Origin of the sequence: Phyllobacterium sp. SYP-B3895 (assembly GCF_009647635.1) — a bacterium.
Lineage (GTDB): Bacteria > Pseudomonadota > Alphaproteobacteria > Rhizobiales > Rhizobiaceae > Phyllobacterium > Phyllobacterium pellucidum.
Window position 1 is genome coordinate 460,391 of sequence record NZ_WJIG01000002.1, and the last position, 26,908, is coordinate 487,298.

Consider the following 26,908-nt stretch of genomic DNA (forward strand, 5'->3'; position numbering starts at 1 on the left):
ATACGCAGGGTACTGACAAGGCAGACGCGTGGTCACACCATTCGGAGAGGCAGGATCGCCGGATATACCGGCGATCCTCCTGGGGTCTGCTTATGATCCCAGATCGTGCAGGTCGATCGAGCCGAGCACGTTAACGAAATGATCAAGCGCATTGTTGACCGTCGTCGTTGTGGTTTCAGGATCCGTGTGAACAACGGCTGCGGAAATATCGCCGCCGAGTGCATTGTTGCCGTTACCGCCATTGCCGCCGACGCCAGCAAGGATCGTGGCGTGCTGATCAGCAGCAAGTTCATTCAGCTGGTTGCCGGTCGTGGCAGCGGAAACCGCTGCAACGTCGCCGCCGCTATTGTTGGACTGGCTGCCGTTCGATGTTGCGTCGCCGCCTGCACCGCCAGCACCGAGATTGGTGATCGCTGCCAGGAAGCCATCATGGGCCGAAGCGTTACCGCCCTGCCCGCCGCCACCAGCTTCCCAATCCGCCTTCTGCCAGACATCATCGCCGTTGTACAATTTGGTATGTGCGCCTTCGACAGTCTGTGAGGCTTCAAAATAGGCTGTAGGGCTGAAGTTGATCGTGCCCTCATTGTATCCATCGCCGCCATTGCCGGCATTGGCGTCGCCTGCATCGGAATGATTGAGCTGGATGGTGTCAGACAATTGTGGAATAGGCATAATTTTACTCCTCTACTTTAGTTTTTGTCCGTGTTTCTCCCACGGCCCGGTACCCAGCAGTCTCCGCCAGGCAAGATAACCGCCCCATAACAGTGCTCGCGTTCGGGCCGGCGAACTAGCTAGATATTCGGGGATGTTCCTTTGGGCGGGGTGGCTTCGAAGAGTGGTATGTAGTCCGGGAACGGACAAATGGATGTATCCTGCCGTTCAGCCAAAACGACCTGCAGACGGCGGGCATTGCGCCCGCCGTCTGCAGAACAACCCTTGTTTGCTTTGTGGGCTAGCGCACTTTAAGCGTGCATGAACGACATGATGTCGTCCACGAGTGAGGCGTGATCGACCGTCAGGTTACCCTCGCCGCCATGCCCGCCGATGCCCGCCATCTGCAGCGCATGCTGGTCATAGAGCACGTGGTCGATCTGTTGGGCGTCTGCGGTGCCGCCCGCCGGAACGGCAATATTGACAGGATGGAAATAGCCGACATTGACATCGACGATGCTGCCGTTCGAATAACCGGAGCCGCCGCCGCCTCCCGAGCCCATGCCGGAACCGGTGAAGATTGTATCTGAACTCAAATTGAAGCCGCCACCGTCTCCGCCAATACCGGCGATTTGCACGGCGCCCTGATCAAAAACAACATTGTTGGTCTGGTGAGCTTCGGCGGATCCGCCAGCTGCGCCAACGGCGATGTTGATTGGCGAAAAGATAGCGACGTTCACATCGATCATGCTGCCGATGAAGTACCCGTTGCCACCGTGCCCGGCATAAAGATCGCCGCTATAGGTGAGCGCCGTTCCAGCGCCCCCAGGCGAGTTGGTGATGGCACCATTGTGGTCGCCGCCATCACCGCCGATGCCACCGATCTGGGTCGCGCCCTGCAAGAAGAGGGCATTATTGTCCTGATGGGCCGACGCATGCGAGCCTGAACCCCAGGATACGGCCGTATTGACGGGAGCAAAGACCCCGACGTCAGAGCTGACCATGCCCCCGTAGAAAATACCGTTGCCGCCGGTCCCGGCGTGGTTCACGGTATCGCCGCCCCCGCCATTTAAAACGACATTGCCGCTGCCGCCGTCTCCGCCCATGCCGGCCATTTCGGTAACGTGCTGATTCATCAGCGCATTGTTACCCTGATTGGCGTCGGCCGAGGAATGGGGGCCAGCGATGGCAGCATTGGAAGGCGTAAAGATCGCGAGCGGATCGGCCGATATGAGCCCGATGGCGATCCCATCGCCGCCGCTGCCGGCGGAACTGCTCGGAAGAACTTCAAGCGGAAGCCATGTCGGCACGAGCGCCAGATGCCCCGAAGCGGAACCCGGGATCATGCTTTGATTGACGCTCGGGTTGAGCGCTTCTTCCGCTACGGGCCGATTATCCGCCATGACGTCTCTCCACTCCGCTTACACGCACGGTCCCGACAAAACATGCGGGCGCATGGTTCTTATTGTCCGCTATTGTGAAGGCGAACGGCGAAAAAGAAGAGCCTGCAATTCGTCTACAGCCGTTTGGGCGTAGGAATAGCCATTTGGCTATATCCCCGGCCTGCAACTCCGCGGGCCCGACCGGCCCGAGGTGCGTGCCCATCAGCGCGCCTGTTCAGAATGTGCTTGATCGTGCAGGAGCGATTGCACCACCGGCTGGAAATGCTCTTTCATTGTCAGGCATGATTCATAAGTTCCGGCCAATACCCGTTCGCGCCCGATCGATTCCCATGTCGGGGTGGCAAAGCCGCGCCAGTCGGTATTCTGATCAATAATATACTCCCGGTCGAGCGCGGTTGCATCTTGCTCCAAGATACGCTGCACTTCCTCCGCCAGAGGCGTGTATTTCTTTACAGCCTGCAGCTTTCTCGCACGGGCCGCTTCATCCAGTCTGATTTGTTCGACGAGATCGCCCCTCGCGCTCGGCACTGCCGCCGAAAAGGCCAAACTTGCCTCTACCCCGCGCTGGGTCAATTTCTTTTGCAGCGCCACGCCCATTGCCGATGCCAGATCATGGACGGGATTGTAGCCGTCGACGGCGTCAGCAACAATGCGAATGGTCCTGGCATGCGGAATATCGCGTTCAATACGAACCAGGACGGATCGGAAGAACGATATGTCCTGATCGCGAAACGCCGAATACCATGTCTTGTCGGCAATCTCACCAAAGACAGCCCCGCAAGTGCTGCCGGTTGCCTCGACGATGGTGCGGGAATAATGGGTACGCGATACGTCCCTGCCACCCGAACCGTCGGTCAAGAAATAGACGCGCGGTTTGTTCAACTCCAACCAGTGATGTATTCGCAGTTCGTGACCGGGGTGAGCAAGGATGAGGATATTTTGAGTTTGTATATTTACCATGCGCAGAATAAATCACGCCCTGTAACTAAATGCACCGGGGCAAAACAAAAGTGCGGGTATTAATTACCAACTTCCTCTTTGGAACACGCTCCGGCAGTGAAAGTGTCGTCGAGCTCCTCGCGGATGCGTTACGGATTGCCGGGCATGACGTGATGATCTTTGCGCCGACTCTGCGTGGCGAAGCGCAGGTCATGATTCACAATGGCCATCGCATCTATAGTGAAATCGACCAAATTCCCTATCTCCCCGATGTAATACACGCCCACCACATTTCGCCATGTTTCATAGCGATGGCTCGATTTCCGGACGTCCCTGTCGTCTACACCTGCCACAGTTCGGTGTTCGCGCTCGAGGCTCCATTGCTCCACCCGCAGATCCGACATTATGTTGCCGTCGACGAAGCTTGCCGGGACAAGTGCCTCGCATGCGGCATTCCGGCCGATATGTTGAGTGTGATCGGGAATGCTGTCGATGCTTCCCGCTTTGCTGCACGATCGAGGCTGCCTGACAGTCCGGCAAAGGCGCTTTTGCTGACAAAACAAAGCTTCCACGCTGAAATTGTTCGAACCGCCTGCCGGGAAAGCGAGATTGAACTGGATGAACTCGGACCCGGAACAGGCGCTTTCTCCGATCAACTCGAACTGGAGTTACCCAGGTATGATATCGTGTTTGCTACGGCGCGAATGGCTCTCGAAGCAGCGTTCGTCGGGTGCTCGGTGGTTGTTTGCGACGCGCGCGGGTTCGCCGGGCTTCTGACCTCGCGGACCGTAAGGACGTGGCGGAAGCATAATTTTGGTGTTCGCCTGCTGGCTCGACCGACTACCGTCGCATTGTTGATGGAAGCGATCGATCAATATGATGCCAACGACGCCGCGCTTGTAACAGACTATCTGCGGCGGGAGGCGCCGGCAGATTACTATGTTGCGGCCTATGAAAAGATTTATCGAAAGGCCATCAAGGCAGCGCCGGCCGACGCCAATGGACTTGGCCTTGCCAACGGACGCTGGGCACAGGAACTCGCTGTCACCGCGGAAAAGCGGTTGTGGTATCGGATTGCCTCGGAAATGCAATGGATGCCCGAACACAAGTCCATCAGCGACATGCTTCACGATACGAAGGTGGAGCTTCTTGCTCACATGGTCTCGCTATCGGAGCGTCAAAACGCCAGCGCATCCCTGATGGATACGCGAACCGCGCTGATAGGCGAGCAGATCGATCAAATGCAACGCGACGTATCAGCCTCGGCGGACTTTCTGGAGAATCTCCGAAGCATGTACCGAGCGGTAGTGCCGTTTTGGCTCAGGCGTGCCGGCGCGAATTTGCGCGCGCGTTTCGCAAGGCGATGATGCCGATAGACCACAATGACCGTTGTTGACAACGGCGGCGGCCGTCTGCGGGAACGAGCGCGGTAGAGGCCGGACCCCAATCGCAAGTTTCAGACTTGGTAATAGATTGTCTCCTCCCACCGGCGTTATTCGATTTCATCTTGCATGCGCTAATCGATCCCATCCAGCACTGGGCGCCGAGCATATTACGGACAACAACGTTTTTCGAGAGCAGCCGGCGAATGCAAATTGGCTTCCTCTTCTAGAACAATTTGACGTCCTTTGCCGTCGAGAAAAGGCGCAGATGCGACTGGCCAGCCACCTGAGGTTGTGATCTGATGCCTCATCGATTAGGCTGTGGTCGATGAAAATAGGGGATATGGAATGGCCTTAGAGTCTGCAGCCAACGTCACAGAGATTTACAAGAAGCGCTTCATAGAAACTGGCCTCGCGAAACGGGACCGGGTATGGAAAACGCTTTGCAGCTCGTATTTCAACGATCTCGTAGTTGCGGATGGCTCTATCCTGGATCTCGCTTGCGGATATGGCGAGTTCATCAACAACATCAACGTTCGGGAAAAATACGCGGTTGATCTTAACCCGGACGCGGCGGAGCACCTTCTTCCCACGGTATCCTTCACGCCATCAATGGCTGATGATCTTGGCCACTTGCGAAGTGACTCGCTTGATCGCGCATTTACGTCAAATTTTCTTGAGCACCTTCCGGACAAAAAGGTTTGTGACGCTGTCCTCAAAGAAATTCTGCGGGTTCTAAAGCCCGGCGGGCGATTCATCATAATGGGCCCCAATATTCGCTACGCTTACAAAGAGTACTGGGACTTTTACGATCACTATCTGCCTCTCTCCGACGTGTCCCTAGCGGAAGGCCTCGCGATGAACGGTTACAAGATCGTTTCGGTAACAGATCGCTTTCTGCCCTTCACTATGGCAAATAAGCAGCCTACGCACGACCTGCTTATAAAAGCATACCTGCGTATGCCTTTCTTCTGGCGTTTCTTTGGAAAGCAATTTCTTGTAGTTGCCGAGAAGCCGTGACCGATCTTATCGATACTCTATTGGGCATCGATAAGCGACCAGTAAGACCATCCCCAGTCACACGCCGCGACGCATTCTGTACGCAGCTTCACTGATTGTGTGGCTTCGGGCAGCTCAATGCTCGCGGCGTGCTCTCCGCGATCCTGCTCTTCTGTAAGAGGTGTGAGACACCGTTTCAACAAGGGAATCAGAGAACGAAGAAGTTTCCACTTGAAGCATCTATCTGCGGGGCTATGGGCGCGCTTGTAACGATGATGAACAACCGCTTGCGCCGGTAGAAGCGGAGTTGCACGCGGTTGTTGGCAAGCTTTCCCAGTTCGGTGAATCGAGAAGCTCGAAGCCTGTGCGTCAGCCCGGCTACTCCAACGCCAGCTAATAGAATATGGGATAATGGCTCGTTGCTCACGTTCCGAGCTTAACTTTTCCGAACGGCCGGTGGGCCGTTCGTATTTCCCTAGAGGGAAAACAGCGCTCTTGATTTTATTGAGAAAAGTGGCGCGAGTGACGGGGCTCGAACCCGCGACCTCCGGCGTGACAGGCCGGCACTCTAACCAACTGAGCTACACCCGCGCACTTTCGTGCCGAACATTTCGTCCGGCGTGAGCGGTCGTTTAAGGGGTTCGCGGGGGTGTGTCAAGCACAACCGGACAGGAAAAATGCGAATGTGAAAAACTCTTCGCGGAAATCATAAAAGTGTCGCAACCCTCTTGCCAATATCGCGCTAAACGCATAAACGCTCCGTCCATACCCTGTGCGTAGGGCGATTAGCTCAGTTGGTAGAGCGCTTCGTTTACACCGAAGATGTCGGGAGTTCGAGTCTCTCATCGCCCACCATTCCATCTCCCAAAGCGTATCTGAGAGACAGGCGATCGCGACAGCGATGGCGGCTGATTTTATGCCGCTGCCAGCATTTCCTCTTTCTCTCGCGGCCCATCTGCGGCAACAATGGCTTCAACCTCCTTCCAAGAACGCTGAAACACGGGAACAGAACATGCCAGCCCTTCGCACCTTCAGAATCGCCGTTGCCTTCGCCGCCAGCCTGTTACCGTCCCTTGCCCATGCCCATGTGGGCCTCGGCGGTACAGGCGGATTTACGCACGGATTCGCCCATCCTTTAACCGGGCTCGACCATATCCTCGCCATGGTGCTCGTCGGCATCCTCGCCGTCCAGATGGGCGGGCGGGCGTTGTGGCTCCTGCCCCTTGCCTTTATCGGCATGATGAGCGCCGGCGCTGCGCTGGGCTTTGCCGGCGTTGGCATGCCGTTCGTCGAGGTCGGCATCGCAGCATCGGTAATCGTGCTCGGCGCCGCTGTTGCGTTTGAGGTCAAGCCGCCGGTCGCCGCTGCCGTTGCCTTCGCAGGGCTGTTTGCCACCTTCCACGGCCATGCGCATGGCGCGGAGATGCCGATGAATGTTGCCGGGTACGCCTACGGCGCCGGGTTCATCGCCGCCACCGCCATTCTTCACCTTGCAGGCATCACCATGGGTCTCGGGGTCGCCAAACTTGGCGAGCGCTTCGGTCCTAATCTGATGCGCATCGCCGGAGCGGTAGCCGCAGCGACGGGCTTCGGCATTCTCAGCGGAGCTATCTGAATTCAAACGCCGAATCAAAAAGGCCGGGCAATTGCTTGCCCGGCCTTTTGTTTTATACGTTCGCTTAGTGAGCGACCTGCGCTGCCGTTTCGTCCTCGACAGGCGCGGCCGGCACATGTGCAGGCTCGGTCCACTCGATCCGCTCCGGCTGACGGATCAGCGCGTGCTTGATCACCTCGTTGGCATGCGAGACCGGGATGATCTCCAGGCCGTTCTTCACATTGTCAGGTATCTCCACCAGGTCCTTGGCGTTATCCTGCGGGATCAGAACAGTCTTTATGCCACCGCGCAGCGCGGCAAGCAGCTTCTCCTTGAGGCCGCCGATCGGCAGGACCCTGCCCCGCAGCGTGATCTCGCCGGTCATGGCGATATCCTTGCGAACCGGAATGCCCGTCAGTATCGATACGATGGCCGTAACCATCGCGATGCCTGCCGAGGGTCCATCCTTCGGCGTTGCGCCTTCCGGCACGTGCACGTGGATGTCGCGGCGATCGAAGAGCGGCGGCTCGACGCCGAAATCAATTGCACGCGAGCGGACATAGGAAGCCGCTGCGGAAATCGATTCCTTCATCACATCGCGCAGGTTGCCCGTCACTGTCATGCGGCCCTTGCCGGGCATCATGACACCTTCGATGGTCAGCAATTCGCCGCCCACCTCAGTCCAGGCAAGACCTGTTACGACACCGACCTGGTCTTCGCCGTCGATCTGGCCGAAACGGAACTTCTCGACGCCGAGATACTCGTCGATGTTGCTTTCCGTAACCTTCACCGCCTTCTTCTTGGTCTTTAGAATTTCGGTGACGGCCTTGCGGGCGAGCTTCATCAGTTCACGTTCGAGACTGCGCACACCGGCTTCCCGCGTATAGTTGCGGATGATGGCGCGGATCGCACCCTCCGAAACCGAGAACTCCTTCGGCTGCAATGCATGATCGCGGATAGCCTTGGGCAACAGGTGCCGCTTGGCGATTTCCAGCTTCTCATCTTCCGTGTAGCCGGCAATACGGATGATCTCCATGCGGTCCATCAAGGGGCCTGGAATATTCAGCGTATTGGCCGTCGTCACGAACATCACATTCGACAGGTCGTACTCGACCTCGAGATAATGATCCATGAACGTCGAGTTCTGTTCCGGATCGAGCACCTCGAGCAGCGCAGAGGACGGATCGCCGCGGAAGTCCTGGCCCATCTTGTCGATCTCGTCGAGCAGGAAGAGCGGATTGGACTTCTTGGCCTTCTTCATCGACTGGATGACCTTGCCGGGCATCGAACCGATATAGGTACGGCGGTGACCGCGGATCTCGGCCTCGTCCCTCACGCCGCCGAGCGACATACGGATATATTCACGCCCCGTCGCCTTGGCGATCGAGCGGGCAAGCGAGGTCTTGCCGACGCCGGGAGGACCGACGAGGCAGAGGATCGGACCTTTGATCTTGGTCGAGCGCGCCTGCACGGCGAGGTACTCCACGATACGGTCCTTGACCTTGTCGAGCCCATAATGCTCGGCATCGAGGATCTCGTCGGCGAGGTTGAGATCGTTCTTGATCTTCGACTTCTTGCCCCACGGAATGGACAGCAGCCAGTCGAGATAGTTGCGAACGACGGTCGCCTCGGCGGACATCGGGCTCATCTGCCGCAGCTTCTTCAGCTCGGCATTGGCCTTCTCGCGCGCTTCCTTCGAAAGCTTGGTCTTCTTGATCCGGTCTTCCAGTTCGGCTGCCTCGTCGCGGCCGTCTTCGCCGTCGCCGAGTTCCTTCTGGATCGCCTTCATCTGTTCATTGAGATAGTATTCGCGCTGGGTCTTCTCCATCTGGCGCTTGACGCGCGAGCGGATGCGCTTTTCCACCTGCAGGACGGAGATTTCCGATTCCATGAACGACATGGCTTTCTCAAGCCGTGCGCGCACCGAAAGAATGGAAAGCATGTCCTGCTTTTCGGGAATCTTGATCGCCAGATGCGACGCGACCGTATCGGCAAGCTTCGAGTAATCCTCGATCTGTCCGGCGGCGCCGACGACTTCCGGCGAAATCTTCTTGTTGAGCTTGACGTAATTCTCGAAATCCGAGACGACCGAGCGCGCGAGCGCTTCGATCTCGACAGGATCTTCCTCGGGTTCGGCGAGCGTTACGGCAGTGGCTTCGTGATATTCCTCGCGATCGCTGAAACCGGTGATTTCGGCGCGGGCGATACCCTCGACGAGCACCTTGACCGTGCCATCCGGCAGTTTCAGAAGCTGCAGCACGTTGGCAATCGTGCCAACCGTGTAGATCGCGTCTGCCTGCGGATCATCATCCGCAGCGTTCTTCTGTGTGGCAAGCAGGATTTGCTTGTCGACGCCCATGACTTCCTCGAGCGCACGAATGGATTTTTCGCGGCCGACGAAGAGTGGAACGATCATGTGGGGGAAGACAACGATATCGCGCAACGGCAGAACGGCATAAAGCCCGCTCTGGCCACCCGCTGGTGTCTTCTTGCTTGCAACCGTCATTTCATGTCCTTTCTCAGGCCATCTGGCCAGATCGCCACGCCCGGGTACCCATGGGTTGCATGATCATTCCAAAAAGCGTCCACTTTCGGGGATCAGCATGAGCGGCGTACTACCGGTTGTGCGGCTTACCTCATTACTTGGAGTGGCGGCCCGCCTGTTTCAAGCATCCCGGCCCCAAGCACAGTCACAGAATCGTAATCTATCCTGCTCCTGCAAATTTCGGAGCGCAATCTTCCGCAAGGCAACAATTAGGGTGCGACGGTGTGATTATCGTGGAAATCATCCATATACGCCGTCTGTTCTTCATTGCCTTTCGAACAGCGCTCGATGGTGTCAACCAAACCTCATGCAACCTTTAGCGCAATTCAGCCGACATATAAAACAGAAAAGCTCCGCAGGTGTGCGGAGCCTTTCGCATTTGGAGGCCAATCTCTCCGCGATCAGGCGGAAACATTGCCTTTCTCTTCCTTGCGTTCGGCATAGATGTAGAGCGGGCGCGAATTGCCCTCCACCACATCGCCGGAGATGACGACTTCCTGGACACCGTCGAGCGTCGGCAATTCGTACATCGTGTCGAGCAGGATCTTCTCCATGATCGAACGCAGGCCGCGTGCGCCGGTCTTGCGGGCAATCGCCTTCTTGGCAATCGCCTTCAACGCGTCCTCGTGGAACGTCAGTTCGACGTTTTCCATGTCGAACAGGCGCTGATACTGCTTGACCAGGGCGTTCTTCGGTTCAGACAAAATCTGCACCAGAGCGACTTCATCAAGGTCCTCGAGGGTAGCGATGACCGGCAAGCGGCCCACGAATTCCGGAATGAGGCCAAACTTCAACAGGTCCTCCGGCTCGAGTTCGCGGAAAATCGCGCCGACGCGACGATCGTCCGGAGCCTTGACCGAGGCACTGAAGCCGATGGAGGTCTTTTCGCCGCGAGCCGAAATGATCTTGTCGAGACCAGCAAAGGCGCCGCCGCAGATGAACAGAATGTTCGTCGTGTCGACCTGCAGGAATTCCTGCTGCGGATGCTTGCGGCCGCCCTGCGGCGGGACGGAAGCAACCGTACCTTCCATGATCTTCAGCAAGGCTTGCTGCACACCCTCGCCCGACACGTCGCGGGTTATCGACGGATTGTCGGACTTGCGGCTGATCTTGTCGACCTCGTCGATATAGACGATGCCGCGCTGCGCCCGCTCGACATTATAGTCGGCAGATTGCAGCAGCTTGAGGATGATGTTCTCGACATCCTCGCCGACATAGCCCGCTTCCGTCAGCGTCGTCGCGTCCGCCATGGTGAATGGCACGTCGATGATGCGTGCAAGCGATTGAGCCAGGTAGGTCTTGCCGCAACCGGTCGGGCCAACCAGGAGGATGTTGGACTTCGCCAGTTCGACTTCATTGTTTTTCGATGCGTGCGCCAACCGCTTGTAATGGTTGTGCACAGCGACAGAGAGAACACGCTTGGCATGGCTCTGGCCGATGACATAATCATCGAGAACAGCCATGATTTCCTGCGGCGTCGGGACGCCTTCGCGGGATTTCACCATCGAGGATTTGTTTTCCTCGCGGATGATGTCCATGCACAATTCGACGCATTCATCGCAGATGAATACAGTCGGGCCCGCAATCAGCTTGCGAACTTCGTGCTGGCTCTTTCCGCAAAACGAGCAATAAAGCGTATTCTTGGAATCGCCGCCGCCGTTGCTGACTTTGCTCATTGCAGTTTCCTTTCAGTATCGGCCCCGCTCTCTCAGGACCGTCACTTCCAACCGACGGAAGTGAATAGACGTATGCAGATCGGGCTTCCTAACTCACAATGGCTTAACGTAACGTCTGTTGGCCTCTATGCAAGCCGGTTGTGTGGCAGAAAGTCCGCATCGGTGTCAAAAAATGTTCATTTCAGACCCCGATGCGGGATTTAGCCGGTTACTTTATCTCGCCTTCCAGAAGTTCGCGGGACTCAAGCACCTTGTCGATCAAGCCGAATTCAAGTGATTCCTGAGCCGTCATAAAATGGTCGCGGTCGAGCGTGCGCTCGATCGTCTCATAATCGCGGCCCGTGTGCTTCACGTAGATTTCATTGAGGCGGCGCTTCAGCTTGATGATGTCCTGGGCATGGCGCTCGATGTCGGAGGCCTGTCCCTGGAAACCGCCCGAAGGCTGGTGCAACATGATGCGGGCATTCGGCAAGGCAAAGCGCATGTCCTTTGCGCCTGCCGTCAGCAGGAGCGAGCCCATCGACGCGGCCTGACCGAAACAGAGCGTTGCCACGGCGGGGCGAATGAACTGCATCGTGTCATAGATCGCCATGCCGGAGGTGACGACGCCGCCCGGGGAGTTGATGTACATGTTGATTTCTTTTTTCGGATTTTCCGATTCAAGGAAAAGCAGCTGCGCGCAGATCAGCGTCGCCATGCCGTCCTCGATGGGTCCGGTAATGAAAATAATGCGTTCTTTCAGCAGGCGCGAGAAAATATCATAGGCCCGCTCGCCCCGATTGGTCTGTTCGACGACCATAGGCACGAGGTTCATAGCTGTTTCGATTGGATCTCTCATCGGTGGGCCTCAGCGTTTTGAGAATAATGGGGCATGCCCCAGATTCGTGGATGACACTTTCGATACATAGGGCTTCGCAACCCGTTTCCGCAAGATCCTCGCATGACCATGCCGGGCGGGGCGCCGGCCATCATGCCGCTTCCGCGCGCAGCCAGCGTTGCAGCAAGGGCAGGCTGCCATCGTCGAGCGAGCGGGCGACGCGCCTGCCGACAGCCGCACCAAACTTGTAGCCATGGCCGGAACAGGCTGAAACGACAAGGCATTTTCCGATTTCCGAAGCGAAGAAGCGCTCATCGGCGGTAAATGTATAAGCGCAGGTAACCACATCCACCACCCTGTACTCCGAAAGCCGCTTCATCGGCGGCGCGAAATGAGCGCGTATGGCCTCGCCCTCGCCCTCAGCCGCCACGCGGTCGAGATCAGCGTCGGGACTCTTGCGCTTGTGAAGCCCGGTCCCGAATTTGAGACCACCACCGCCGCTGGCGGGTATGATGTAGCCGTCAGTACCCCCGCCGACGTCGAGGACCACGGGCGAATTCTCCCATGCAGCTCGCAAGTCCGCAGGTGGGTCGAGATAGACAACGGCGGTGCGATAGGTTGTCAGGTTTGTTGCAAGCTCGGGGAAGAGTTTGGTGACCCAGGCGCCTGCGGTGACGATGACGCGATCCGCTTCGATGACTGTGCCATCGGCGAGGCGGACTGTGGCCAAATCCGTGTCGACCGAAACGACCCGGGCGTTTTCCACGACCCTTGCGCCTTTTTCGCGCAGCCAATGTGCCACATCCTTTGCGATTTTTCGGCAATGAAGCGCGCCGCCCTCCGGCGAGAAGAACGCGTAGCGGAACGTGCCTTCCTCAAGATAGGCGTAGCGCTCAACGGCATCCCTGGGCTCATAGATTTCGAGCGGATAGCCTCCATGCTCAAGCCCTTCACGATATTCATCCGTGTCGTCGCCTGCCTCCCGCGATACGCAAATGAAACCGCGCGGATCAAGGTGGCTCATTCCAATGTCGTGCCAAAGCTCGTCCCAGGCCTCGTAGGCTTCGGAGATGGCGTCGGCATATCCGCCGGCCTTGCCATAGGCGCGGCGTATGATGCGGTGGTGATCGCCCGAGGCGGCGAGCGGATTGGGGATCGGGCCCTGTTCAAGGAGCGTGACCAGATGGCCGGCCTTGGTCAGGGACCAAGCCGTCGACAATCCGGCGATGCCAGCGCCGACAATGGTGATTTTCATGGTGGGATTCCTGTATCAGTCTTGGGGGCTGAAATATGAAACGATATGTAGTGAATGCTCAACCCCTGATCACGCATGGAAAATGCCAATGAGCCTCCCCGCATCGTTTCGCCACGATTCCGAACGCCGCCATCTGCAGCTCGATCCGCTGGACGCGAGCTTCTTTCAGGACCCCTACCCGACCTATGCACACCTCCATGCGACAGGTTCCAGTTTCTTCTGGGAAAACTACGGATTCTGGTGCTTCATCGGCTACGACGCCGTCAACCGGCTGTTGCGTGATCGGCGTTTCGGCCGGGAAAAGCGGCACAGCGATGCCGATTCGCAAGGCAGAGCCGGCGACCGCTCGCATCTGATTGATTTCGATCACATCGAGAAGTTCTCGATGCTTGAACTCGAGCCGCCGGTCCATACGCGGTTGCGCACGCTGGTCAATCGCGCTTTCGTTTCGCGCCAGGTCGAGCGGCTGCGCCCGCGCATCGAAGCGCTGGCAAACGATCTGATCGACAAGTTCGAGCCAAGAGGCCAAGCCGACCTGATCGCGGAATTTGCCACGCCTATTCCCGTGACTGTTATCGCGGAAATGCTTGGCGTGCCGACGCAAGCCGCGCCGCAACTTCTGGATTGGTCACACCGCATCGTTGCGATGTACATGCATGGCCGAACCCGTCAGTCGGAAGAAAGCGCGAACGCCGCCGCGGCGGAATTCTCGCAATTTCTGCGCGACTATGCCGACAAGCGCCGGTCAGAACCCGCCGACGACCTGTTGAGCCTCTTGCTTGCCGCGGAGGCAGACGGCGCAAAGCTGACGGAAGACGAACTCATCACAACGGCCATCCTGCTTCTCAACGCCGGCCATGAGGCAACAGTGCACCAGACCGGTAATGCGGTTAAGACCATCCTTGAAAGCGGTACAAATCCCGCAAGCCTTCTGGCCGATGCGGATACCACGGCCAAAACCGTGGAGGAATGCATCAGGTATGACGCACCGCTCCACATGTTTACCCGCTATGCCTATGAGGCGATCGATCTCGGGGATGGCATCAAGCTCGAGCCCGGCGACCAGATCGGATTGATGCTCGGCGCTGCCAATCGCGACCCGCTGGTCTTTCAATCGCCCGAGATTTTCCGGCCCGACCGCACGGACCAGAAAAATCTCTCGTTTGGCGCAGGCATTCACTTCTGCATCGGCACGCCGCTGGCGCGGCTTGAACTGCAGGTGGCGCTCAAGGTGCTCTTCGACCGGCTACCCAATCTGAAGCTTTGCGACGTGCCGCGCTATCGCAACACCTACCATTTTCACGGCCTCGAACGGCTCGACGTCTCCTGGTAATCAAAGCCTGATCACATATTCCTTGCGCGTCGTCTCCAGGACTTCCCACGTTCCGCGAAATCCTGGGCGCAGCACGAAGCTATCTCCGGCACCGAGGTGATGCGGGTCGCCACCTTCCTCGGTGACAATGGAGCGGCCTGAAAGGATGTGGCAAAACTCCCACTCGTCATAGACGATCTGCCATTTGCCCGGCGTTGCCTCCCAGATGCCGGCATAGAGGCCGCCATCCGCCTCCTCGGCGTTCCAGGTGCGGAATTGCGGGTTACCCGAAACGACCCGGTCCGCCGCAGGGGCGCCAAGTTCCGGCTCGCTTCCGTCAATGCCTATTTTAACGAAGTGCCCCATCAGCCTGCCTTGCTCAATGCCTGTTCGAGATCGGTGATGATATCTTCAACGCTTTCAATGCCGATGGAAAGCCGCACCACGTCAGGCCCAGCCCCTGCCGCGACTTTCTGTTCGTCGCTGAGCTGGCGGTGGGTGGTGGACGCGGGATGGATGACCAGCGATCGCGTATCGCCAATATTGGCAAGGTGCGAGAAGAGTTGCAGCGCCTCGACGAATTTCACGCCGGCATCGTAACCGCCGCGCAGGCCGAAGGTAAAAACGGAACCCGCGCCTTTAGGCGCATATTTCTGTTGCAATGCGTGATAGGCATCCTCGGGCAGGCCCGCATAGCTGACCCACGCAACCCCCTCCTGCCTTTGCAACCATGTGGCGACCGTCAGGGCATTTTCGGCATGGCGCTGCATGCGCAGCGGCAAGGTCTCAATGCCGGTGAGAATCTGGAACGCATTGAACGGCGAAAGAGCCGGTCCGAGGTCGCGCAGGCCAAGAACGCGGCAAGCAATGGCGAAGGCAAAATTGCCGAAGGTTTCGTGGAGGACGGCGCCGTTATATTCAGGTCGTGGCTCCGACAGCAGGGGATAATTGCCGGATTTCGACCAGTCGAAGGTGCCGCAATCGACGATGATCCCACCCATGGAATTGCCATGGCCGCCGAGAAACTTGGTGGCGGAATGAACAATGATATCGGCGCCATGCTCGATCGGCCGGATGAGATAGGGCGACGCGAGCGTGTTGTCGACGATGAGCGGGATGCCGCGGCGATGGGCTATCTCGGCGATGGCCGCAATATCCGTAATAATCCCGCCCGGATTGGCGATGCTTTCGATGAACACCGCCCGTGTACGATCATCGATCTGCGCTTCGAACGAGGCGGGATCGTCGCCCTCCGCCCAGCGCACCTGCCAGCCAAATGATTTGAAAGACTGGCCGAACTGGTTGATCGAGCCGCCATAAAGCTTGTTCGAGGCAACGAAATTGTCGCCCGGCTGAAGAAGAGTATGGAAGACTAGAAGCTGCGCCGCATGACCGGAGGCGACGCTCAGCGCGGCGGTGCCACCCTCAAGCGCTGCGACCCGTTCTTCCAGCACCGCATTGGTCGGGTTGGTGATGCGCGAGTAGATATTTCCGAAAGCCTTCAGCCCGAACAGCGACGCTGCATGGTCAGCATCCTCGAAGACGAACGCGGTCGTCTGATAGATCGGCGTCGCGCGTGCGCCCGTCGCAGGATCGGGCTTGGCGCCAGCGTGAACGGCAAGTGTTTCTATTCCGGGTGCGCGATGCGCCATGGTATTCCTCCTGTCGGGATAATCGGGCAAATTATGGAATGACGACGCTGGAGCCTACAGCGCATATTTGCAAAGCAACACCGACCAATTTCAGCCCAAGCTTGAGATTCCAATGCCTTGGACAATGGTTTCGGTGAAATCGAACCGGCGGCTCACCCCTGATCGAGGCCGAGCAATGCATACTCTATGGCCGGGCAGCGATCCATTACCACAGTCAGACCAGCCGTTTCGGCCTTGCGCGCCGCACCCTCGTCGCGCACCCCAACCTGCGCCCAGAAGATTCTCGGGCGCTGCTTCAGCGCCAGGACCTCATCGACGAGAGCGGGGAGCGCCGCCGAATTGCGGAACACATCGACCATGTCGAATGGCTCGGGAATATCGGCAAGGCGGGCGTAGACGGTTTGGCCATGAATCTGCTTGCCCTTGTGCCCGGGATTGACCGGAAACACCTTGTAACCCTTGGCAAGGAGGAATTGCATCACGGTGTTGCTGGGGCGCGACTCATTTGGAGACGCGCCAACAAGGGCTATGGTCTTGACCGAAGTCAGGATGCGGCGAATGAAACTGTCGGAATAGTGGTTGTGGTCCATGAGGGTTACTCACCTTTCCACTCGGGCGAACGCTTCTCGATAAAAGCATTGATACCCTCTTCTGCGCCTCGCGCCAGCATATTCTCCACCATGATAGCTGCCGCATAGTCATAGGCTTCGGTCAGCCCCATTTCGAGCTGACGGTAAAATGCCTCCTTGCCGATCTTCACGGTCAAAGGCGATTTTGCTGCAATACTTTGCGCATATTTTCTGACAATCTGATTGAGGTACTCCTGCGGCACGACGCGATTGACGACGCCGAACTCGCGCGCCGTCGACGCATCGATGGTTTCACCTGTGAGCAACATTTCCATCGCCTGCTTGCGTGAGACATTGCGTGAGAGGGCGACCATGGGCGTGGAACAGAAGAGCCCGATATTGACGCCTGGAGTGCAGAATGTCGATTTGTCGGAACAGATCGCCAGATCGCACGATGCGACGAGTTGGCACCCCGCCGCGGTCGCAAGCCCATCGACAGACGCGATGACCGGGCGCGGATGACGGACGATTTCCTGCATCAGTTCTGCACAGAGGCGCATCGTGGCGTCAAAGAAGGCGCGGCCGCGATCTTCGTCACTCCGATGCGCGGTCATTTCCTTTAGATCGTGCCCGGCGGAAAAAAGCTTGAGGCCGGACCGGAGGATGATCACACGCACACGATCGTCCTCGCGCGCAGATCGCAACAGGTCCAGCAACATCTGCATCATGGCAAGCGAAAGCCCGTTTGCCGGAGGATTTTGCAAAGTCAGCTGCAGAATGCCGTCCGACAGTTCCGACGCGATCATGGGCTCTTCCTTGCGGATAGCGTGAATTTCTCCCATCGAACTCCTCTTGGATTATTGGCCGGGCGGTGCCCAAAGATCATAGAACGGCTTCAGCGTTCGCAGATGGCGCTGGACGATTGCAAGGTTCTCCGGCGTGGGCATCGCGCTTTCCACGCGCGCAAGACCCGCCTTCAAGCCGTTGATCATATCAGCCTTTTCCTGATCGTTAAGATTGGTCATGGCAGGAATGGCGTCAATCGCCTTTTCAACTTCAAGGCGCGGATCGGGATTGGTCGCCCAATGATAGGTCACCATGATCGTGTTGGTGGTGTTTACCCAGTCGGTAAAGTTGGTGAAGCCGAATTCGGCCGCTGTTTCATCTAGCGCCGCCTGGCGCTGGGCCGCCTCACCCTGCCCGTTTACCTCCCTCGCGCGGGCGGCAACCGGCGCGAAACCATAAAGAAAGCGCGTGATTATGTCTTCCGTCAGCGCAACGGGACGCTCCGGCAGGCTGAAAGGCTCGATCGCCTGCATGGGCGGCGGCGGTGTTTGAGTAGCGATCACCCCGACATAGACGAGTGCGGCGATGCACGATGCAACAACTAATCCCGGCGGTTTCATGCGCTCATCCTTGTCAAGACGATGCAGTTGCTTAGTTTGAAAATAGCAGCGAAATGCTAAAGAAAACAATCGGGAGGGCTATTGTGGCACCGTTGATGGACGTCGAAGCGCTGACATCGTTTCTGGAACGTGAATTTCCGCAGGTAAATGCCGACGGTATGACATTCATCGTTACCGACGCAGGTGAGGGCTTCGCCTCGATGCGCCTCGATCCGAAGGACCGCCATCTGCGGCCCGGCGGAACGGTGTCGGGGCCGACACTTTTCGCCCTCGCCGATCTTACGGCCTATGTAGCGATCCTCGCGCAGATCGGTCCGGTAGCGCTCGCTGTCACGATCAATCTCAACATCAATTTCCTGCGCAAGCCGGAACTTGGCGCAATCGACGCCACGGCACGCGTGCTGAAGCTTGGCAAACGTCTAGCTGTCGTCGATATCTCCATGACAAGCGCAGTGAGCGGCGAACTCGTCGCCCACGCCACATCGACCTATTCTATTCCACCTGAATAACGGATTGGCGCATGCCTACGACGGGCAAGCAGCGCCCGTCTCGACCCAGGCGCGGATCAACTCGCCGAATTCGGCCTGCGTCCCCGGCACAGGCTCGCGTCCCTCGCCTGGTTGCCAGCCCCATCCGACAAGATCGTCATGGGCCATATGCTCGACGATCTGATCGAGAGTCTTGCCGCCATTGCGCTGCGGATCCTTGATCTGGCTGCAAATTTGACCGAGCGACTTGCCCTCCCAGGCCATTTCGATGGGCGCCAGGTGCCAGTTGCCATTACCGGGGATGCTCTTGATGGTTTCGGCCTGCCCTACAACCTTGACGTTTTCCGGGCCATGGCAGGTGCTGCACATCATGCCGGGGACGCCCATGCCCGCCTCGCCGCGCGTGACCGGCGGCTGGTGCACATGCATCGACATCGACTGCAGCGGCCTGTCGGTCGCCGGATGGCAGTTCACGCAGCGCGGATGCTGGATCACCTTGCCGGCCTCTTCGAAGAGCGCCACCGAGCGCTGATTTTCATCAGCAATAGCCTGAAAGGCAGATGCCGGTTTCAGGGCGTTCACCGGATTATCCTGCGCCATCGAGATGTTCGAGACGGCAAGGGCGGCATTGATGGCAACCGCCACGGAGACGTAAGCGAGGTTCCTGTTCATGGCGCCCCCCTCAAACCGAGCCGATACTGACGATCGGCAGCCGACGCACGGCGCCATGGCCGAGGCGGCGCCAAGCGTTGGCGATGGCCGGCCCAACAGGCGGAACCCCGGGTTCGCCAACGCCAGTCGGTTTTTCGCTTGAAGATATGATCGCAACCTCCACCGCGGGCATCTCGTTGATGCGCAATGAACGGTAATCGTGGAAGTTGGACTGCACGATCTTCCCGCCTTGGCCGAGTGTGACGGCGTCGAAAAGAACCGCGCCGACGCCATAGCCGATGCCGCCCTCCATCTGCGCCTTGATGACGTTGGGATTGATTGCCACACCGCAATCGACGGCGCACCAGACCTTGTGAACCCGCGGCGCGCCATCATCGCCGGTCGACACTTCGACGATCTGCGCGACATAGGTGCCGAAGCTCTTGACCACCGCAACACCGCGCTGGCGCCCATCAGGCACGGCGGAACCCCAGTCGGCCATTTCGGCAACCTTCTTCAAGGTCTCCATATGGCGCGGCTCCTTGCTCAGGAGCGCCAGCCGTCCCTCGACCGGATCCTTGCCCACCTTCTGCAGTAGCTCGTCCATGAAGGTTTCGACCGCAAAGCCCGTGTGCGTATGACCGACCGACCGCCACCAAAGCGGCGGCACGGCAAGGGACACATTGTGCGAGATGACGCGCAGGTTCGGTATGACATAGGGCAGGTTGGCCGCTCCTTCCACGGAGGTTTCGTCGAGGTCGGCCTTGGCCATTATGGATTGGCCGACGATTGTCTGATCCCAACCGACAACATTGCCGTTCGCGTCGATCGCTCCGCGCATCCTGTGCATGTACATCGGCCGATAGAACCCGCCGCGAATATCGTCTTCGCGCGTCCACATATGTTTCATCGGCCGCTTGCCGTCGGTCGCCGCGAAGACCGCCGCCGCTTCGGCGATATAGGGCGAACCAAATTGCGCCTTGCGACCGAAGCTTCCGCCGGCGAGTTGCGTGTTGACCCGCACCTTCTCAGGATCGAGGCCGAGCACCTGCGCGGTGACCTTCTTGTCCATTGTGGGGAACTGCGCGCCGTTAAAGACATCGACCGATCCATCTGCCGCCTTGATGAATACCGCATCGAGCGGTTCCATCGGCGCGTGCGCGAGGAATGGAAAGACAATATCGGCTTCAAGCGTCTGCACGCCATTGCCGCTGAACGACTTTTCAACGTCACCGGTGTTGGCGGCTTCATGCCCATCGGTACCGAACAGCTTGGCGAAATCGGCGGCGAGCTGGTCGCTTGAACGCGTTTCGGCCTTCGACAGGTCCCACTCGACCGTGAGCGCGTCGCGGCCCTTCAGGGCGGAAAATGTGTTCTCGGCATAGACCGCGACGCCCTGCGGGATCGTCTTGACGTCAAGGACGCCAGGGATCTTGCGCGCTGCCGCGTCATCCACCGACTTGACGGTCGCACCGAAATGGTCCGGATGGGCGACGACAGCATAGAGCATGTTGTCGGCGGTAATATCGAGGGTGAACACAGCCGTGCCATTGGTTTTGCTTACCGTGTCGAGCTTCGGCAATTCCTGGCCGATAAGCACGAAGTCCTTGGGGTCCTTCAGTTTCGGCTCAGCGGGAGGGGTCTGCGTGGCAGCCTTGTCGGCAAATGCGCCAAAGCCGCTTTCCTTGCCGGACCCCGCATGTTTGATGCGGCCCTTTTCAACCGTGATCTCGACTGCGGGAACACCCCACTCGGCAGCCGCCGCCGCAACCAGCATGGCACGCGCCGTTGCGCCCGCCTTGCGCAATTGGTCATAGGAATTGGCGATCGACGTCGAGCCGCCTGTGCCCTGCAGGCCAAATGCCAGATTGCCGTAGATCTTGTCGTCGGCCGGTGAATGAACCGCGCGCATCTGGCTCCAGGCCGCATCGAGCTCCTCGGCGACGATGGTCGAAAGCCCGGTAAAAGGTCCCTGACCGAACTCGATGTGTTTGGAGAGCACGGTAACGGTGTCGTCGGTGCCGATCTTTATGAAGGCGTTGATCTGGGAAATGCTCTTGTCGCCTCCCGCCTGTACGCCCTCTAGCGCGGAGGCGCTGAAGACTTTCGGCGCGAGTGTGAATCCGATGACGAGGCCAGCGCCGGCGAGAAAGGAACGGCGCGTCGTTGTGAGAGCATTGAAGGTCATGGCTCAGCCCTCCATCGTGTCGGCGGCGTTGTGGATGGCCTGCCTGATGCGGTGATAGGTGGCACAGCGGCAGATGTTGCCGGCCATCGCACCGTCGATATCCTCGTCAGTGGGCTTCGGCGTCAACTGCAAGAGCGACACGGCCGACATGATCTGGCCTGACTGGCAATAGCCGCATTGGGGAACGTCTATCGCTATCCATGCCTTGCGAACCGCCTCCGCTTCCTTGCCCTCGATGCCTTCGATGGTGATGACCTCCGATCCATCGACCGTCGAGATCGGCGTAATGCAGCTGCGCCGGGTCGATCCGTCGAGATGGACTGTGCAAGCGCCGCACTGGGCGATGCCACAACCGTATTTTGTGCCTGTCAGTTTTTCGAAATCGCGCAGGACCCAGAGCAGCGGGGTATCGGGATCCCCGTCGAAAGTCCGTTCCTGTCCATTTAGCTTGAAGGTAATCATGGTCGAACTCCGCATCTGGCTTGCAACGCTTGTGCTTGCTTGAGTTGGTGTCTTCGTGGAGCTAAAGGCATAACATGATTTTTTTCGCCTGCGCCACGCGATGTCATCACCTCACGCCATCGTGAGAGTGCTGCGTCCAGGGCGGGATCAATCTGCCTGCAGCCTTGCTCGTTTGTCCGGCCTGATCCGGGGCTAAACGTTCGTAGCGCGTGGAAGTTGCGCCGCTCATGCTGAACTTTTAGGATCCGATGATCGGGAAACAGTCGATGCACGAGTTCGCGGAAAAATCATCAAGAAGAGTGGGATGGGGCGCCCCCCTTTCCGCGATCGTGCATATAGGTGTGATCCTGTTGCTGGTGCTGGGATTCCCTATGCCTTCGCCGGTCACAACGCCCCCGCAGGAGGTAGACGTGACACTTGTGCCGCCTCCGCCGCCACCGGCACCGCCGCCCCCCAAGCCCCAGGAGAAGCCTCCTGAAATGGCCAAACCCGCCAAACTGGTCCAGGTGTTCGAATCTGCTGCCGCAAAGAAGGACCAGAACGTGAAGGAACCGCAGCCGGCGCCGTCAGCGCCGAGCGATCCTGTCGAAGACCCGACTGACAAGCCTGCGGAACCGGAAAACAAGGCCGCTGCGGGTGGAAAGCCGACTGAGGCCGCGCCGAGCGCACCGGACCGGACAAGCCCGGACGGACTTGCTGCCGCCGATGCCAAGGCAGCCGAGGCGAATGCTGCTGCCGCGCCGAATCCAGCTCCGGCTCCAACTGCGTCTACCGTCTCAAAACCGGATGAAAGCAAGAAACCGGCTGTGGCCAAGCCCGCATCGCGGCGCGGCAAACTTGTGGTGGCGCGCGAACTCTACTCCGCCGGGGCGCTGTTCAACCCGCGCGTCATGCAAGCGCTCGGACGGTTACCGCCGCGGCAGCGCATGAAGCAGGTGTGCATGTATGAGGCGATGGAACAAATCCGCCGGCAGAGGCCCGGATCGGACATACTTGTTCCGTTCGGCGGGAGCGGAAGCAGCTATACGACCACGACACTCGATGCCATCGGTGGTGCGTTCCGCAACGGTTCGAACTGGTACGAGTTCGACTTCCATTGCAAAGTCGATAATGACGGAACGAAGGTGGTCGCGTTCAGCTATGCGATGGGTGGCCTCGTGCCGAAAAGCGAATGGGTCAGGCGGCAGTTTCCTCTAGATTAGATCCCGATGATCGCGCCCCGCACGCACCGTTACTGTTACGTACTTGTTCCGACAGCGTAACCTGGTGAAAGTCGCCACATTTCAGTCGATCAATTTCCATCTGGAGAACAACGATGTCGATGTCATTGGATCAAGCAGCCGAAGTCTATCGGGAAGCCATGCGGGCGACCGTCAAGCGGTACTCCCTGTGGTATCTGATCGAAGGAATATTGCTCGTCGTTGCGGGCGTTCTGGCGATCATCTATCCGGTGTTCTCATCCGTCGCGGTTATTCTGTTGCTTGGCTGGCTGCTTATTTTCAGCGGCATCCTGCAATGCATAGGGCTGTTCTATGCCCGCCATGTCCCGAATTTCTGGCTGCAACTCATTTCCGTCTTCCTTGCCGTGCTGATCGGTTTCCTGTTCCTGCGCGATCCGGCGCAAGGTCTCGTCACCGTGACGCTGCTGCTTATCGTCTTCTTCATGATCGAAGGCATATCGAAGGTTGTCTTCTCCCTGACGATCCGGCCGTTCCCGCATTGGGGTTGGGTTCTCGTCAGCGGCATCATCGGCATTCTTCTGTCGCTGTTCCTGCTGATAAGCCTGCCGGTTACAGCGCTCTGGCTCATCGGTTTGCTACTCGGCATCCAGTTGATCAGCGTCGGCGGGGCGCTGGCGCAGCTCGCCTGGAAAGTACGCCATAGTTGAGGCGATTTCTCAGTTGTCGCGATCGTCGGGCGGGCACGGCCATCCCGACGGCGGGTTGAGGCCGGCAGGCAATGTGGTTTTGGCGTCACCGCAGGCGAGTTCGATCTGTCCCTGTTCCAGCCCCTGCGCCGCCGAGAGATCGAGCCCCTCGATCCGCGTCAGATACATGAAGGCATGGTCGAAGATGATCGGCCCTTCAAATGTCGCATGACTGAGGTCTGCCCGGGACAGATTGGCTAGCGAGAAACGTACGCCGGTCAGGACGGCGTCATCGAAATCGGCGCGTCCAAGCTCGGCTTTTTCGAAATTCGCTCCCGTCAGCTTGGCCTTTGCAAACCCGGATCGTTGCAGTTCCGCACTGGCGAAGTTGGCGCCTTCAGCGGATATGCCGGTAAAATTGCTGCGGTAGGCCTCGACCTTGGAGAAGTTGGCCTTCTCGGCTGCGGCACCGGCCAGCGAAGCCCGCACCAGTGTCGCCTTTTCCAGGTTTGCCGATTTGAGGTTGGAGTTGCTGAGGTCGGTAGAGGCAAAATCGGTGCTGAAGAGCTTGGCACCTTCGAGTTCGCTGCCGGGAATCATGATGTTGCGCTTGGTGCAATCGGTCCAGTCCAAACCCGGCGCCGCGGTGGAACCGCAATCTGCCGCCAACGCAGGTCCCAGCGGCAATATAGTGCAACCCGTCAACATGCAGGCGGCGAGGAACGCGCTCTGCCGCTTTACCGGAGCTGAGACTTCCATCACCACTTCCTTTGAGACGCTCATACCGCACTCCGATTCTGTCACGCCATGGCAGCCAAGATAGCGCAGCGCATTGCCGAAACCAATTAATCCAACAGGCAAAAATACATTAGCGCCAGCTCACGCGTATGCTGCTAGGGCACTACCGCATCGAGTTCCGGCAAAAGGACAACGCTTTCCTGCTCGTTTGGATCCGTGCGCGCAATAATTGCCGTGCAAGGCGTGTTGCTGAGATTGGCCGGCAGATGCGGCACGCCTGGAGGAATATAGAAAAGCTCGCCCGCATGGACGATAATGTGTTCCTTGAGCCCTTCGCCGTACCAGGTATGCGCCTCGCCCGACAGCATATAGATTGCCGTTTCGTGGGACTCGTGCATGTGCGCCTTGGCCCTCGCGCCAGGAGGGATTGTCAATATATGCATGCAAATCCCCGTCGATCCGACCGTCTCGGCGGCTATTCCTTCAAAGTAATTCAGTCCCTGCTTGCCGCCGTAGGTGTGATGCGGTTTGACCAGCCGGCACGTCGGTTTAGATTTTACGTCCATCATCGCCTCCAAGAGAGGTAAGGGAAAGTCATGCACGTTTTAACCGCCAGCATAGCATGCAATGGCAGGGAAACCGCTGTGAAAACTACCGTGGTTCACCCTCACGGGTGATGCGGCGAACCAGCGGTTCGATCAGTATCCATCCGCAAGCCAATGATTCGTCTTACTCATTATGCGTGCCCTGCGTCAGACCCTCGGTTGAATGTCAGGAGAACTGCATGCCGGACAGACACGAATTCTATCGTATCGAGATTTGCGGTCGCACATTCACCGGTACCGTCCACGCTGACGGTCCATACCTCAAACTGCTCGAGAGCCGCACCTTTGGTTATGGCGCCCCGCTGCGCTCGCATCTGGTGCTGTCGAAGGTCCCCGGCAGGCGCTACTACGCCATCTGCAGAAATTCCGAACCGCTCATATCGCTTCCCCTCTTCCTCGATGAGGATGTGGAGCTGCTTGCCAGGGAATTCGGCATACCGATCGATGACAGATCCCGGCACTATTCATTTGAACGCAGCCCGGCCTCACGAGCGCTGAAGCAATGGTCGTTGCAACACCCTGAGATCGCTCGCGCCTGTTCAGGCCTGACATCGCTCGTCCCTCGCTGGTACCAGGCAGGGCGTCGCCGCCTTGCATCACTTTGACGGCGGGAAAATAACCTTCCAGTCGTTCTTCATGCTCACGACCTGCCAGCCCTTTGCGACTGCTTCATCCCAGCCTTTGTCGAACTTCGCCAACTTGTCGGTGCGGTCATAGGCATATTCGCGCTCGGCGTCGTCATGATGGATATAGACCGCCAGCCTCGCACCGCTCCCTGCGGTCGTATATTCAAGCATTTCCCGGTCGCCGTCGGAGTTGCCGATGGCCATGATTGGCCAGCGTCCGATGAAGCGATTGATCCCCACGGGCTTGCCGGGACCGTCATCGATGAATTCGACCTTTGGTTCCTTCATCAGCTCAGGCTTCCCGTCGGCCCCAAGCTGATATTTGACGACACCGGAAGAACCGATCACCTGCTCAGGCGGCACGCCGTAGATCTTGTCGGCAAAGACGCGCATGAACTCCACCCCTCCGCCCGACACGATGAAGGTGCGGAAACCATTGTCACGCAGATAGGCGAGCAATTCGAGTTGCGGCTGGTAGACGAGTTCACCGTAGGGCTTTTGACGGACCGGATGTTTTGCCGTAGCAAACCAGTCGGCGACCGTCTTTGAAAATGCCTCTGTACTCATACCGGCGTGGGTCGCCGCCATGATTTCGAGCATGCCTTTCATGCCGGAGGCCTCGACCCCGGCGAGATCGTTGGCAAGCACGGACTTAAAGGGCTCCGTGTCCTTCCACTCGGGATGCTCCGGCGCAAGACGCTTGACTTCGTCCAAGGCAAAGAAAAGTTCAAAAGGCACAGGCTTTTCTGCCCATAGCGTGCCGTCATTGTCGAAGACGGCGATACGGTCGACGGGTGCCACGAAATCGGCCGAACCATCGGTCGTGACGCGCTTGACGAAATCGACGATGGCTGTGCGGTTCGGCCCATCGTTCCACGACGGCAGGGGGTCGGATTGTGCAAGCGCTGAACCCGCGTTGAGGAGCACAAAGACGAAAAGAATTGCCCAAACCCTGGCGAGCCCAGGAACGCGAACCCATCCCGATTTTGTGAAATTTCCCACGGCGACCCCTCCCGGCAACAGGTAACTTTCACTCATAAACGCTCGCGCCCGGCACAACTGGAAGTACGTTACTGTTACAAT

The 26,908-nt window shown here is 58.4% G+C and carries 26 protein-coding genes and 2 tRNA genes; 9 read left to right on the forward strand and 19 right to left on the reverse strand.

Features of this window, described 5'->3' with window-relative positions:
- Window positions 1–90: 90 nt before the first annotated feature.
- The 3 genes from GF108_RS08595 to GF108_RS08605 all read right to left on the reverse strand — a co-directional run bounded on the left by GF108_RS08595 (window position 91) and on the right by GF108_RS08605 (window position 2,936).
- A complete protein-coding gene (locus GF108_RS08595) occupies window positions 91–672 on the reverse strand; it encodes a PE-PGRS family protein (protein ID WP_091922523.1) in 582 nt (193 codons plus the stop codon).
- Window positions 673–962: 290 nt separating this feature from the next.
- Entirely contained in the window at window positions 963–1,997 is a 1,035-nt protein-coding gene (locus GF108_RS08600) for a hypothetical protein (protein ID WP_245273564.1), read from the reverse strand.
- A gap of 258 nt (window positions 1,998–2,255) precedes the next feature.
- On the reverse strand, window positions 2,256–2,936 hold the full coding sequence (locus GF108_RS08605; RefSeq protein WP_153667629.1) for a hypothetical protein: 681 nt from the start codon (window positions 2,934–2,936) through the stop codon (window positions 2,256–2,258).
- A 128-nt stretch (window positions 2,937–3,064) separates the two neighbouring features.
- On the opposite strand from GF108_RS08605, the gene GF108_RS08610 reads away from it, so the two are divergent.
- Together GF108_RS08610 and GF108_RS08615 are read left to right on the forward strand one after the other, a co-directional pair.
- On the forward strand, window positions 3,065–4,360 hold the full coding sequence (locus GF108_RS08610) for a glycosyltransferase family 4 protein (protein WP_172982596.1): 1,296 nt from the start codon (window positions 3,065–3,067) through the stop codon (window positions 4,358–4,360).
- Window positions 4,361–4,723: 363 nt separating this feature from the next.
- Window positions 4,724–5,395 carry a bifunctional 2-polyprenyl-6-hydroxyphenol methylase/3-demethylubiquinol 3-O-methyltransferase UbiG gene (locus tag GF108_RS08615; protein WP_153667631.1) on the forward strand — a complete coding sequence of 224 codons (672 nt, stop codon included), beginning with the start codon at window positions 4,724–4,726 and terminating at the stop codon, window positions 5,393–5,395.
- A gap of 493 nt (window positions 5,396–5,888) precedes the next feature.
- Here GF108_RS08615 and GF108_RS08620 read toward each other — a convergent pair.
- A tRNA-Asp gene (locus tag GF108_RS08620) sits at window positions 5,889–5,965 on the reverse strand.
- A 188-nt stretch (window positions 5,966–6,153) separates the two neighbouring features.
- Between GF108_RS08620 and GF108_RS08625 the strand changes: the two genes are divergently transcribed.
- Window positions 6,154–6,229 (forward strand) — tRNA-Val (locus tag GF108_RS08625).
- Window positions 6,230–6,386: 157 nt separating this feature from the next.
- Window positions 6,387–6,989 carry a HupE/UreJ family protein gene (locus GF108_RS08630; RefSeq protein ID WP_172982597.1) on the forward strand — a complete coding sequence of 201 codons (603 nt, stop codon included), beginning with the start codon at window positions 6,387–6,389 and terminating at the stop codon, window positions 6,987–6,989.
- 64 nt (window positions 6,990–7,053) lie between these two features.
- Here the strand turns inward: GF108_RS08630 and lon are convergent, their stop codons facing one another.
- The 4 genes from lon to GF108_RS08650 all read right to left on the reverse strand — a co-directional run bounded on the left by lon (window position 7,054) and on the right by GF108_RS08650 (window position 13,261).
- Window positions 7,054–9,474 carry an endopeptidase La gene (lon, locus tag GF108_RS08635; protein ID WP_153667633.1) on the reverse strand — a complete coding sequence of 807 codons (2,421 nt, stop codon included), beginning with the start codon at window positions 9,472–9,474 and terminating at the stop codon, window positions 7,054–7,056.
- Window positions 9,475–9,914: 440 nt separating this feature from the next.
- Complete coding sequence (gene clpX / locus GF108_RS08640; protein ID WP_027232449.1) at window positions 9,915–11,189, reverse strand: ATP-dependent Clp protease ATP-binding subunit ClpX; 1,275 nt, start codon at window positions 11,187–11,189, stop codon at window positions 9,915–9,917.
- A gap of 208 nt (window positions 11,190–11,397) precedes the next feature.
- The gene (gene clpP, locus GF108_RS08645; RefSeq protein ID WP_027232448.1) at window positions 11,398–12,027 is read right to left on the reverse strand and encodes an ATP-dependent Clp endopeptidase proteolytic subunit ClpP; all 630 of its coding nucleotides are present in this window, start codon (window positions 12,025–12,027) and stop codon (window positions 11,398–11,400) included.
- Between the two features lie 130 nt (window positions 12,028–12,157).
- Window positions 12,158–13,261, reverse strand: a complete 1,104-nt coding sequence (locus GF108_RS08650; RefSeq protein ID WP_153667634.1) for an FAD-binding oxidoreductase — start codon at window positions 13,259–13,261, stop codon at window positions 12,158–12,160.
- A gap of 88 nt (window positions 13,262–13,349) precedes the next feature.
- On the opposite strand from GF108_RS08650, the gene GF108_RS08655 reads away from it, so the two are divergent.
- Window positions 13,350–14,594, forward strand: a complete 1,245-nt coding sequence (locus GF108_RS08655; RefSeq protein WP_246663894.1) for a cytochrome P450 — start codon at window positions 13,350–13,352, stop codon at window positions 14,592–14,594.
- Here GF108_RS08655 and GF108_RS08660 read toward each other — a convergent pair whose 3' ends face one another.
- The 5 genes from GF108_RS08660 to GF108_RS08680 form a co-directional block, all read right to left on the reverse strand.
- Entirely contained in the window at window positions 14,595–14,939 is a 345-nt protein-coding gene (locus GF108_RS08660; protein ID WP_153667636.1) for a cupin domain-containing protein, read from the reverse strand. It abuts the gene before it with no gap.
- Window positions 14,939–16,225: an O-acetylhomoserine aminocarboxypropyltransferase gene (locus GF108_RS08665; protein ID WP_153667637.1), complete on the reverse strand. Its 1,287-nt coding sequence runs from the start codon at window positions 16,223–16,225 to the stop codon at window positions 14,939–14,941. The genes GF108_RS08660 and GF108_RS08665 overlap by 1 nt, the downstream gene beginning before the upstream one ends.
- A gap of 152 nt (window positions 16,226–16,377) precedes the next feature.
- Window positions 16,378–16,815, reverse strand: coding sequence for a CoA-binding protein (locus GF108_RS08670; RefSeq protein ID WP_153667638.1), 438 nt, complete (start codon window positions 16,813–16,815; stop codon window positions 16,378–16,380).
- Between the two features lie 5 nt (window positions 16,816–16,820).
- Window positions 16,821–17,636 (reverse strand): enoyl-CoA hydratase, encoded by an 816-nt coding sequence (locus GF108_RS08675; protein ID WP_153667639.1) that lies wholly within the window; start codon window positions 17,634–17,636, stop codon window positions 16,821–16,823.
- 15 nt (window positions 17,637–17,651) lie between these two features.
- Window positions 17,652–18,200 carry a hypothetical protein gene (locus GF108_RS08680; RefSeq protein WP_153667640.1) on the reverse strand — a complete coding sequence of 183 codons (549 nt, stop codon included), beginning with the start codon at window positions 18,198–18,200 and terminating at the stop codon, window positions 17,652–17,654.
- A 53-nt stretch (window positions 18,201–18,253) separates the two neighbouring features.
- On the opposite strand from GF108_RS08680, the gene GF108_RS08685 reads away from it, so the two are divergent.
- A complete protein-coding gene (locus GF108_RS08685) occupies window positions 18,254–18,709 on the forward strand; it encodes a PaaI family thioesterase (protein WP_153667641.1) in 456 nt (151 codons plus the stop codon).
- 15 nt (window positions 18,710–18,724) lie between these two features.
- Here GF108_RS08685 and GF108_RS08690 read toward each other — a convergent pair whose 3' ends face one another.
- Genes GF108_RS08690 through GF108_RS08700 form a run of 3 tightly spaced genes read right to left on the reverse strand, consistent with a single transcriptional unit; the run spans window position 18,725 to window position 21,989 of the window.
- Window positions 18,725–19,360 (reverse strand): hypothetical protein, encoded by a 636-nt coding sequence (locus GF108_RS08690; RefSeq protein ID WP_027232439.1) that lies wholly within the window; start codon window positions 19,358–19,360, stop codon window positions 18,725–18,727.
- Between the two features lie 10 nt (window positions 19,361–19,370).
- Window positions 19,371–21,527, reverse strand: a complete 2,157-nt coding sequence (locus GF108_RS08695; RefSeq protein ID WP_153667642.1) for a xanthine dehydrogenase family protein molybdopterin-binding subunit — start codon at window positions 21,525–21,527, stop codon at window positions 19,371–19,373.
- Between the two features lie 3 nt (window positions 21,528–21,530).
- The gene (locus tag GF108_RS08700; RefSeq protein WP_027232437.1) at window positions 21,531–21,989 is read right to left on the reverse strand and encodes a (2Fe-2S)-binding protein; all 459 of its coding nucleotides are present in this window, start codon (window positions 21,987–21,989) and stop codon (window positions 21,531–21,533) included.
- Between the two features lie 479 nt (window positions 21,990–22,468).
- Between GF108_RS08700 and GF108_RS08705 the strand changes: the two genes are divergently transcribed.
- Entirely contained in the window at window positions 22,469–23,191 is a 723-nt protein-coding gene (locus GF108_RS08705) for a DUF930 domain-containing protein (RefSeq protein WP_172982598.1), read from the forward strand.
- Window positions 23,192–23,304: 113 nt separating this feature from the next.
- Window positions 23,305–23,877: an HdeD family acid-resistance protein gene (locus GF108_RS08710; protein ID WP_036814795.1), complete on the forward strand. Its 573-nt coding sequence runs from the start codon at window positions 23,305–23,307 to the stop codon at window positions 23,875–23,877.
- 9 nt (window positions 23,878–23,886) lie between these two features.
- Here the strand turns inward: GF108_RS08710 and GF108_RS08715 are convergent, their stop codons facing one another.
- Together GF108_RS08715 and GF108_RS08720 are read right to left on the reverse strand one after the other, a co-directional pair.
- Entirely contained in the window at window positions 23,887–24,564 is a 678-nt protein-coding gene (locus GF108_RS08715) for a pentapeptide repeat-containing protein (protein WP_153668226.1), read from the reverse strand.
- 185 nt (window positions 24,565–24,749) lie between these two features.
- Window positions 24,750–25,160 (reverse strand): cupin domain-containing protein, encoded by a 411-nt coding sequence (locus tag GF108_RS08720; RefSeq protein WP_153667644.1) that lies wholly within the window; start codon window positions 25,158–25,160, stop codon window positions 24,750–24,752.
- A 218-nt stretch (window positions 25,161–25,378) separates the two neighbouring features.
- Here GF108_RS08720 and GF108_RS08725 point away from each other — a divergent pair, with 218 nt between their 5' ends.
- Window positions 25,379–25,804 carry a hypothetical protein gene (locus tag GF108_RS08725; protein ID WP_027232432.1) on the forward strand — a complete coding sequence of 142 codons (426 nt, stop codon included), beginning with the start codon at window positions 25,379–25,381 and terminating at the stop codon, window positions 25,802–25,804.
- Here GF108_RS08725 and GF108_RS08730 read toward each other — a convergent pair.
- On the reverse strand, window positions 25,796–26,863 hold the full coding sequence (locus GF108_RS08730; protein WP_153667645.1) for an HAD family hydrolase: 1,068 nt from the start codon (window positions 26,861–26,863) through the stop codon (window positions 25,796–25,798). The two genes, GF108_RS08725 and GF108_RS08730, sit on opposite strands and share 9 nt — an antisense overlap.
- Between the last annotated feature and the right edge of the window lie 45 nt (window positions 26,864–26,908).

What these genes read in the sequence shown, in the direction of transcription:
- GF108_RS08720 (WP_153667644.1), bottom strand. Translation starts at nt 25,160, where the DNA reads ATGGACGTAAAATCTAAACCGACGTGCCGGCTGGTCAAACCGCATCAC.
- GF108_RS08600 (WP_245273564.1), bottom strand. Translation starts at nt 1,997, where the DNA reads ATGATCCCGGGTTCCGCTTCGGGGCATCTGGCGCTCGTGCCGACATGG.
- GF108_RS08665 (WP_153667637.1), bottom strand. Translation starts at nt 16,225, where the DNA reads ATGGCGCATCGCGCACCCGGAATAGAAACACTTGCCGTTCACGCTGGC.
- GF108_RS08700 (WP_027232437.1), bottom strand. Translation starts at nt 21,989, where the DNA reads ATGATTACCTTCAAGCTAAATGGACAGGAACGGACTTTCGACGGGGAT.
- GF108_RS08715 (WP_153668226.1), bottom strand. Translation starts at nt 24,564, where the DNA reads ATGTTGACGGGTTGCACTATATTGCCGCTGGGACCTGCGTTGGCGGCA.
- GF108_RS08615 (WP_153667631.1), top strand. Translation starts at nt 4,724, where the DNA reads ATGGCCTTAGAGTCTGCAGCCAACGTCACAGAGATTTACAAGAAGCGC.
- GF108_RS08680 (WP_153667640.1), bottom strand. Translation starts at nt 18,200, where the DNA reads ATGAAACCGCCGGGATTAGTTGTTGCATCGTGCATCGCCGCACTCGTC.
- GF108_RS08730 (WP_153667645.1), bottom strand. Translation starts at nt 26,863, where the DNA reads ATGAGTGAAAGTTACCTGTTGCCGGGAGGGGTCGCCGTGGGAAATTTC.
- GF108_RS08690 (WP_027232439.1), bottom strand. Translation starts at nt 19,360, where the DNA reads ATGAACAGGAACCTCGCTTACGTCTCCGTGGCGGTTGCCATCAATGCC.
- GF108_RS08710 (WP_036814795.1), top strand. Translation starts at nt 23,305, where the DNA reads ATGTCGATGTCATTGGATCAAGCAGCCGAAGTCTATCGGGAAGCCATG.
- GF108_RS08705 (WP_172982598.1), top strand. Translation starts at nt 22,469, where the DNA reads ATGGCCAAACCCGCCAAACTGGTCCAGGTGTTCGAATCTGCTGCCGCA.
- GF108_RS08695 (WP_153667642.1), bottom strand. Translation starts at nt 21,527, where the DNA reads ATGACCTTCAATGCTCTCACAACGACGCGCCGTTCCTTTCTCGCCGGC.
- GF108_RS08670 (WP_153667638.1), bottom strand. Translation starts at nt 16,815, where the DNA reads ATGGACCACAACCACTATTCCGACAGTTTCATTCGCCGCATCCTGACT.
- clpP (WP_027232448.1), bottom strand. Translation starts at nt 12,027, where the DNA reads ATGAGAGATCCAATCGAAACAGCTATGAACCTCGTGCCTATGGTCGTC.
- GF108_RS08725 (WP_027232432.1), top strand. Translation starts at nt 25,379, where the DNA reads ATGCCGGACAGACACGAATTCTATCGTATCGAGATTTGCGGTCGCACA.
- GF108_RS08595 (WP_091922523.1), bottom strand. Translation starts at nt 672, where the DNA reads ATGCCTATTCCACAATTGTCTGACACCATCCAGCTCAATCATTCCGAT.
- GF108_RS08675 (WP_153667639.1), bottom strand. Translation starts at nt 17,636, where the DNA reads ATGGGAGAAATTCACGCTATCCGCAAGGAAGAGCCCATGATCGCGTCG.
- GF108_RS08660 (WP_153667636.1), bottom strand. Translation starts at nt 14,939, where the DNA reads ATGGGGCACTTCGTTAAAATAGGCATTGACGGAAGCGAGCCGGAACTT.
- GF108_RS08630 (WP_172982597.1), top strand. Translation starts at nt 6,387, where the DNA reads ATGCCAGCCCTTCGCACCTTCAGAATCGCCGTTGCCTTCGCCGCCAGC.
- GF108_RS08685 (WP_153667641.1), top strand. Translation starts at nt 18,254, where the DNA reads ATGCTAAAGAAAACAATCGGGAGGGCTATTGTGGCACCGTTGATGGAC.
- lon (WP_153667633.1), bottom strand. Translation starts at nt 9,474, where the DNA reads ATGACGGTTGCAAGCAAGAAGACACCAGCGGGTGGCCAGAGCGGGCTT.
- clpX (WP_027232449.1), bottom strand. Translation starts at nt 11,189, where the DNA reads ATGAGCAAAGTCAGCAACGGCGGCGGCGATTCCAAGAATACGCTTTAT.
- GF108_RS08655 (WP_246663894.1), top strand. Translation starts at nt 13,350, where the DNA reads ATGAGCCTCCCCGCATCGTTTCGCCACGATTCCGAACGCCGCCATCTG.
- GF108_RS08650 (WP_153667634.1), bottom strand. Translation starts at nt 13,261, where the DNA reads ATGAAAATCACCATTGTCGGCGCTGGCATCGCCGGATTGTCGACGGCT.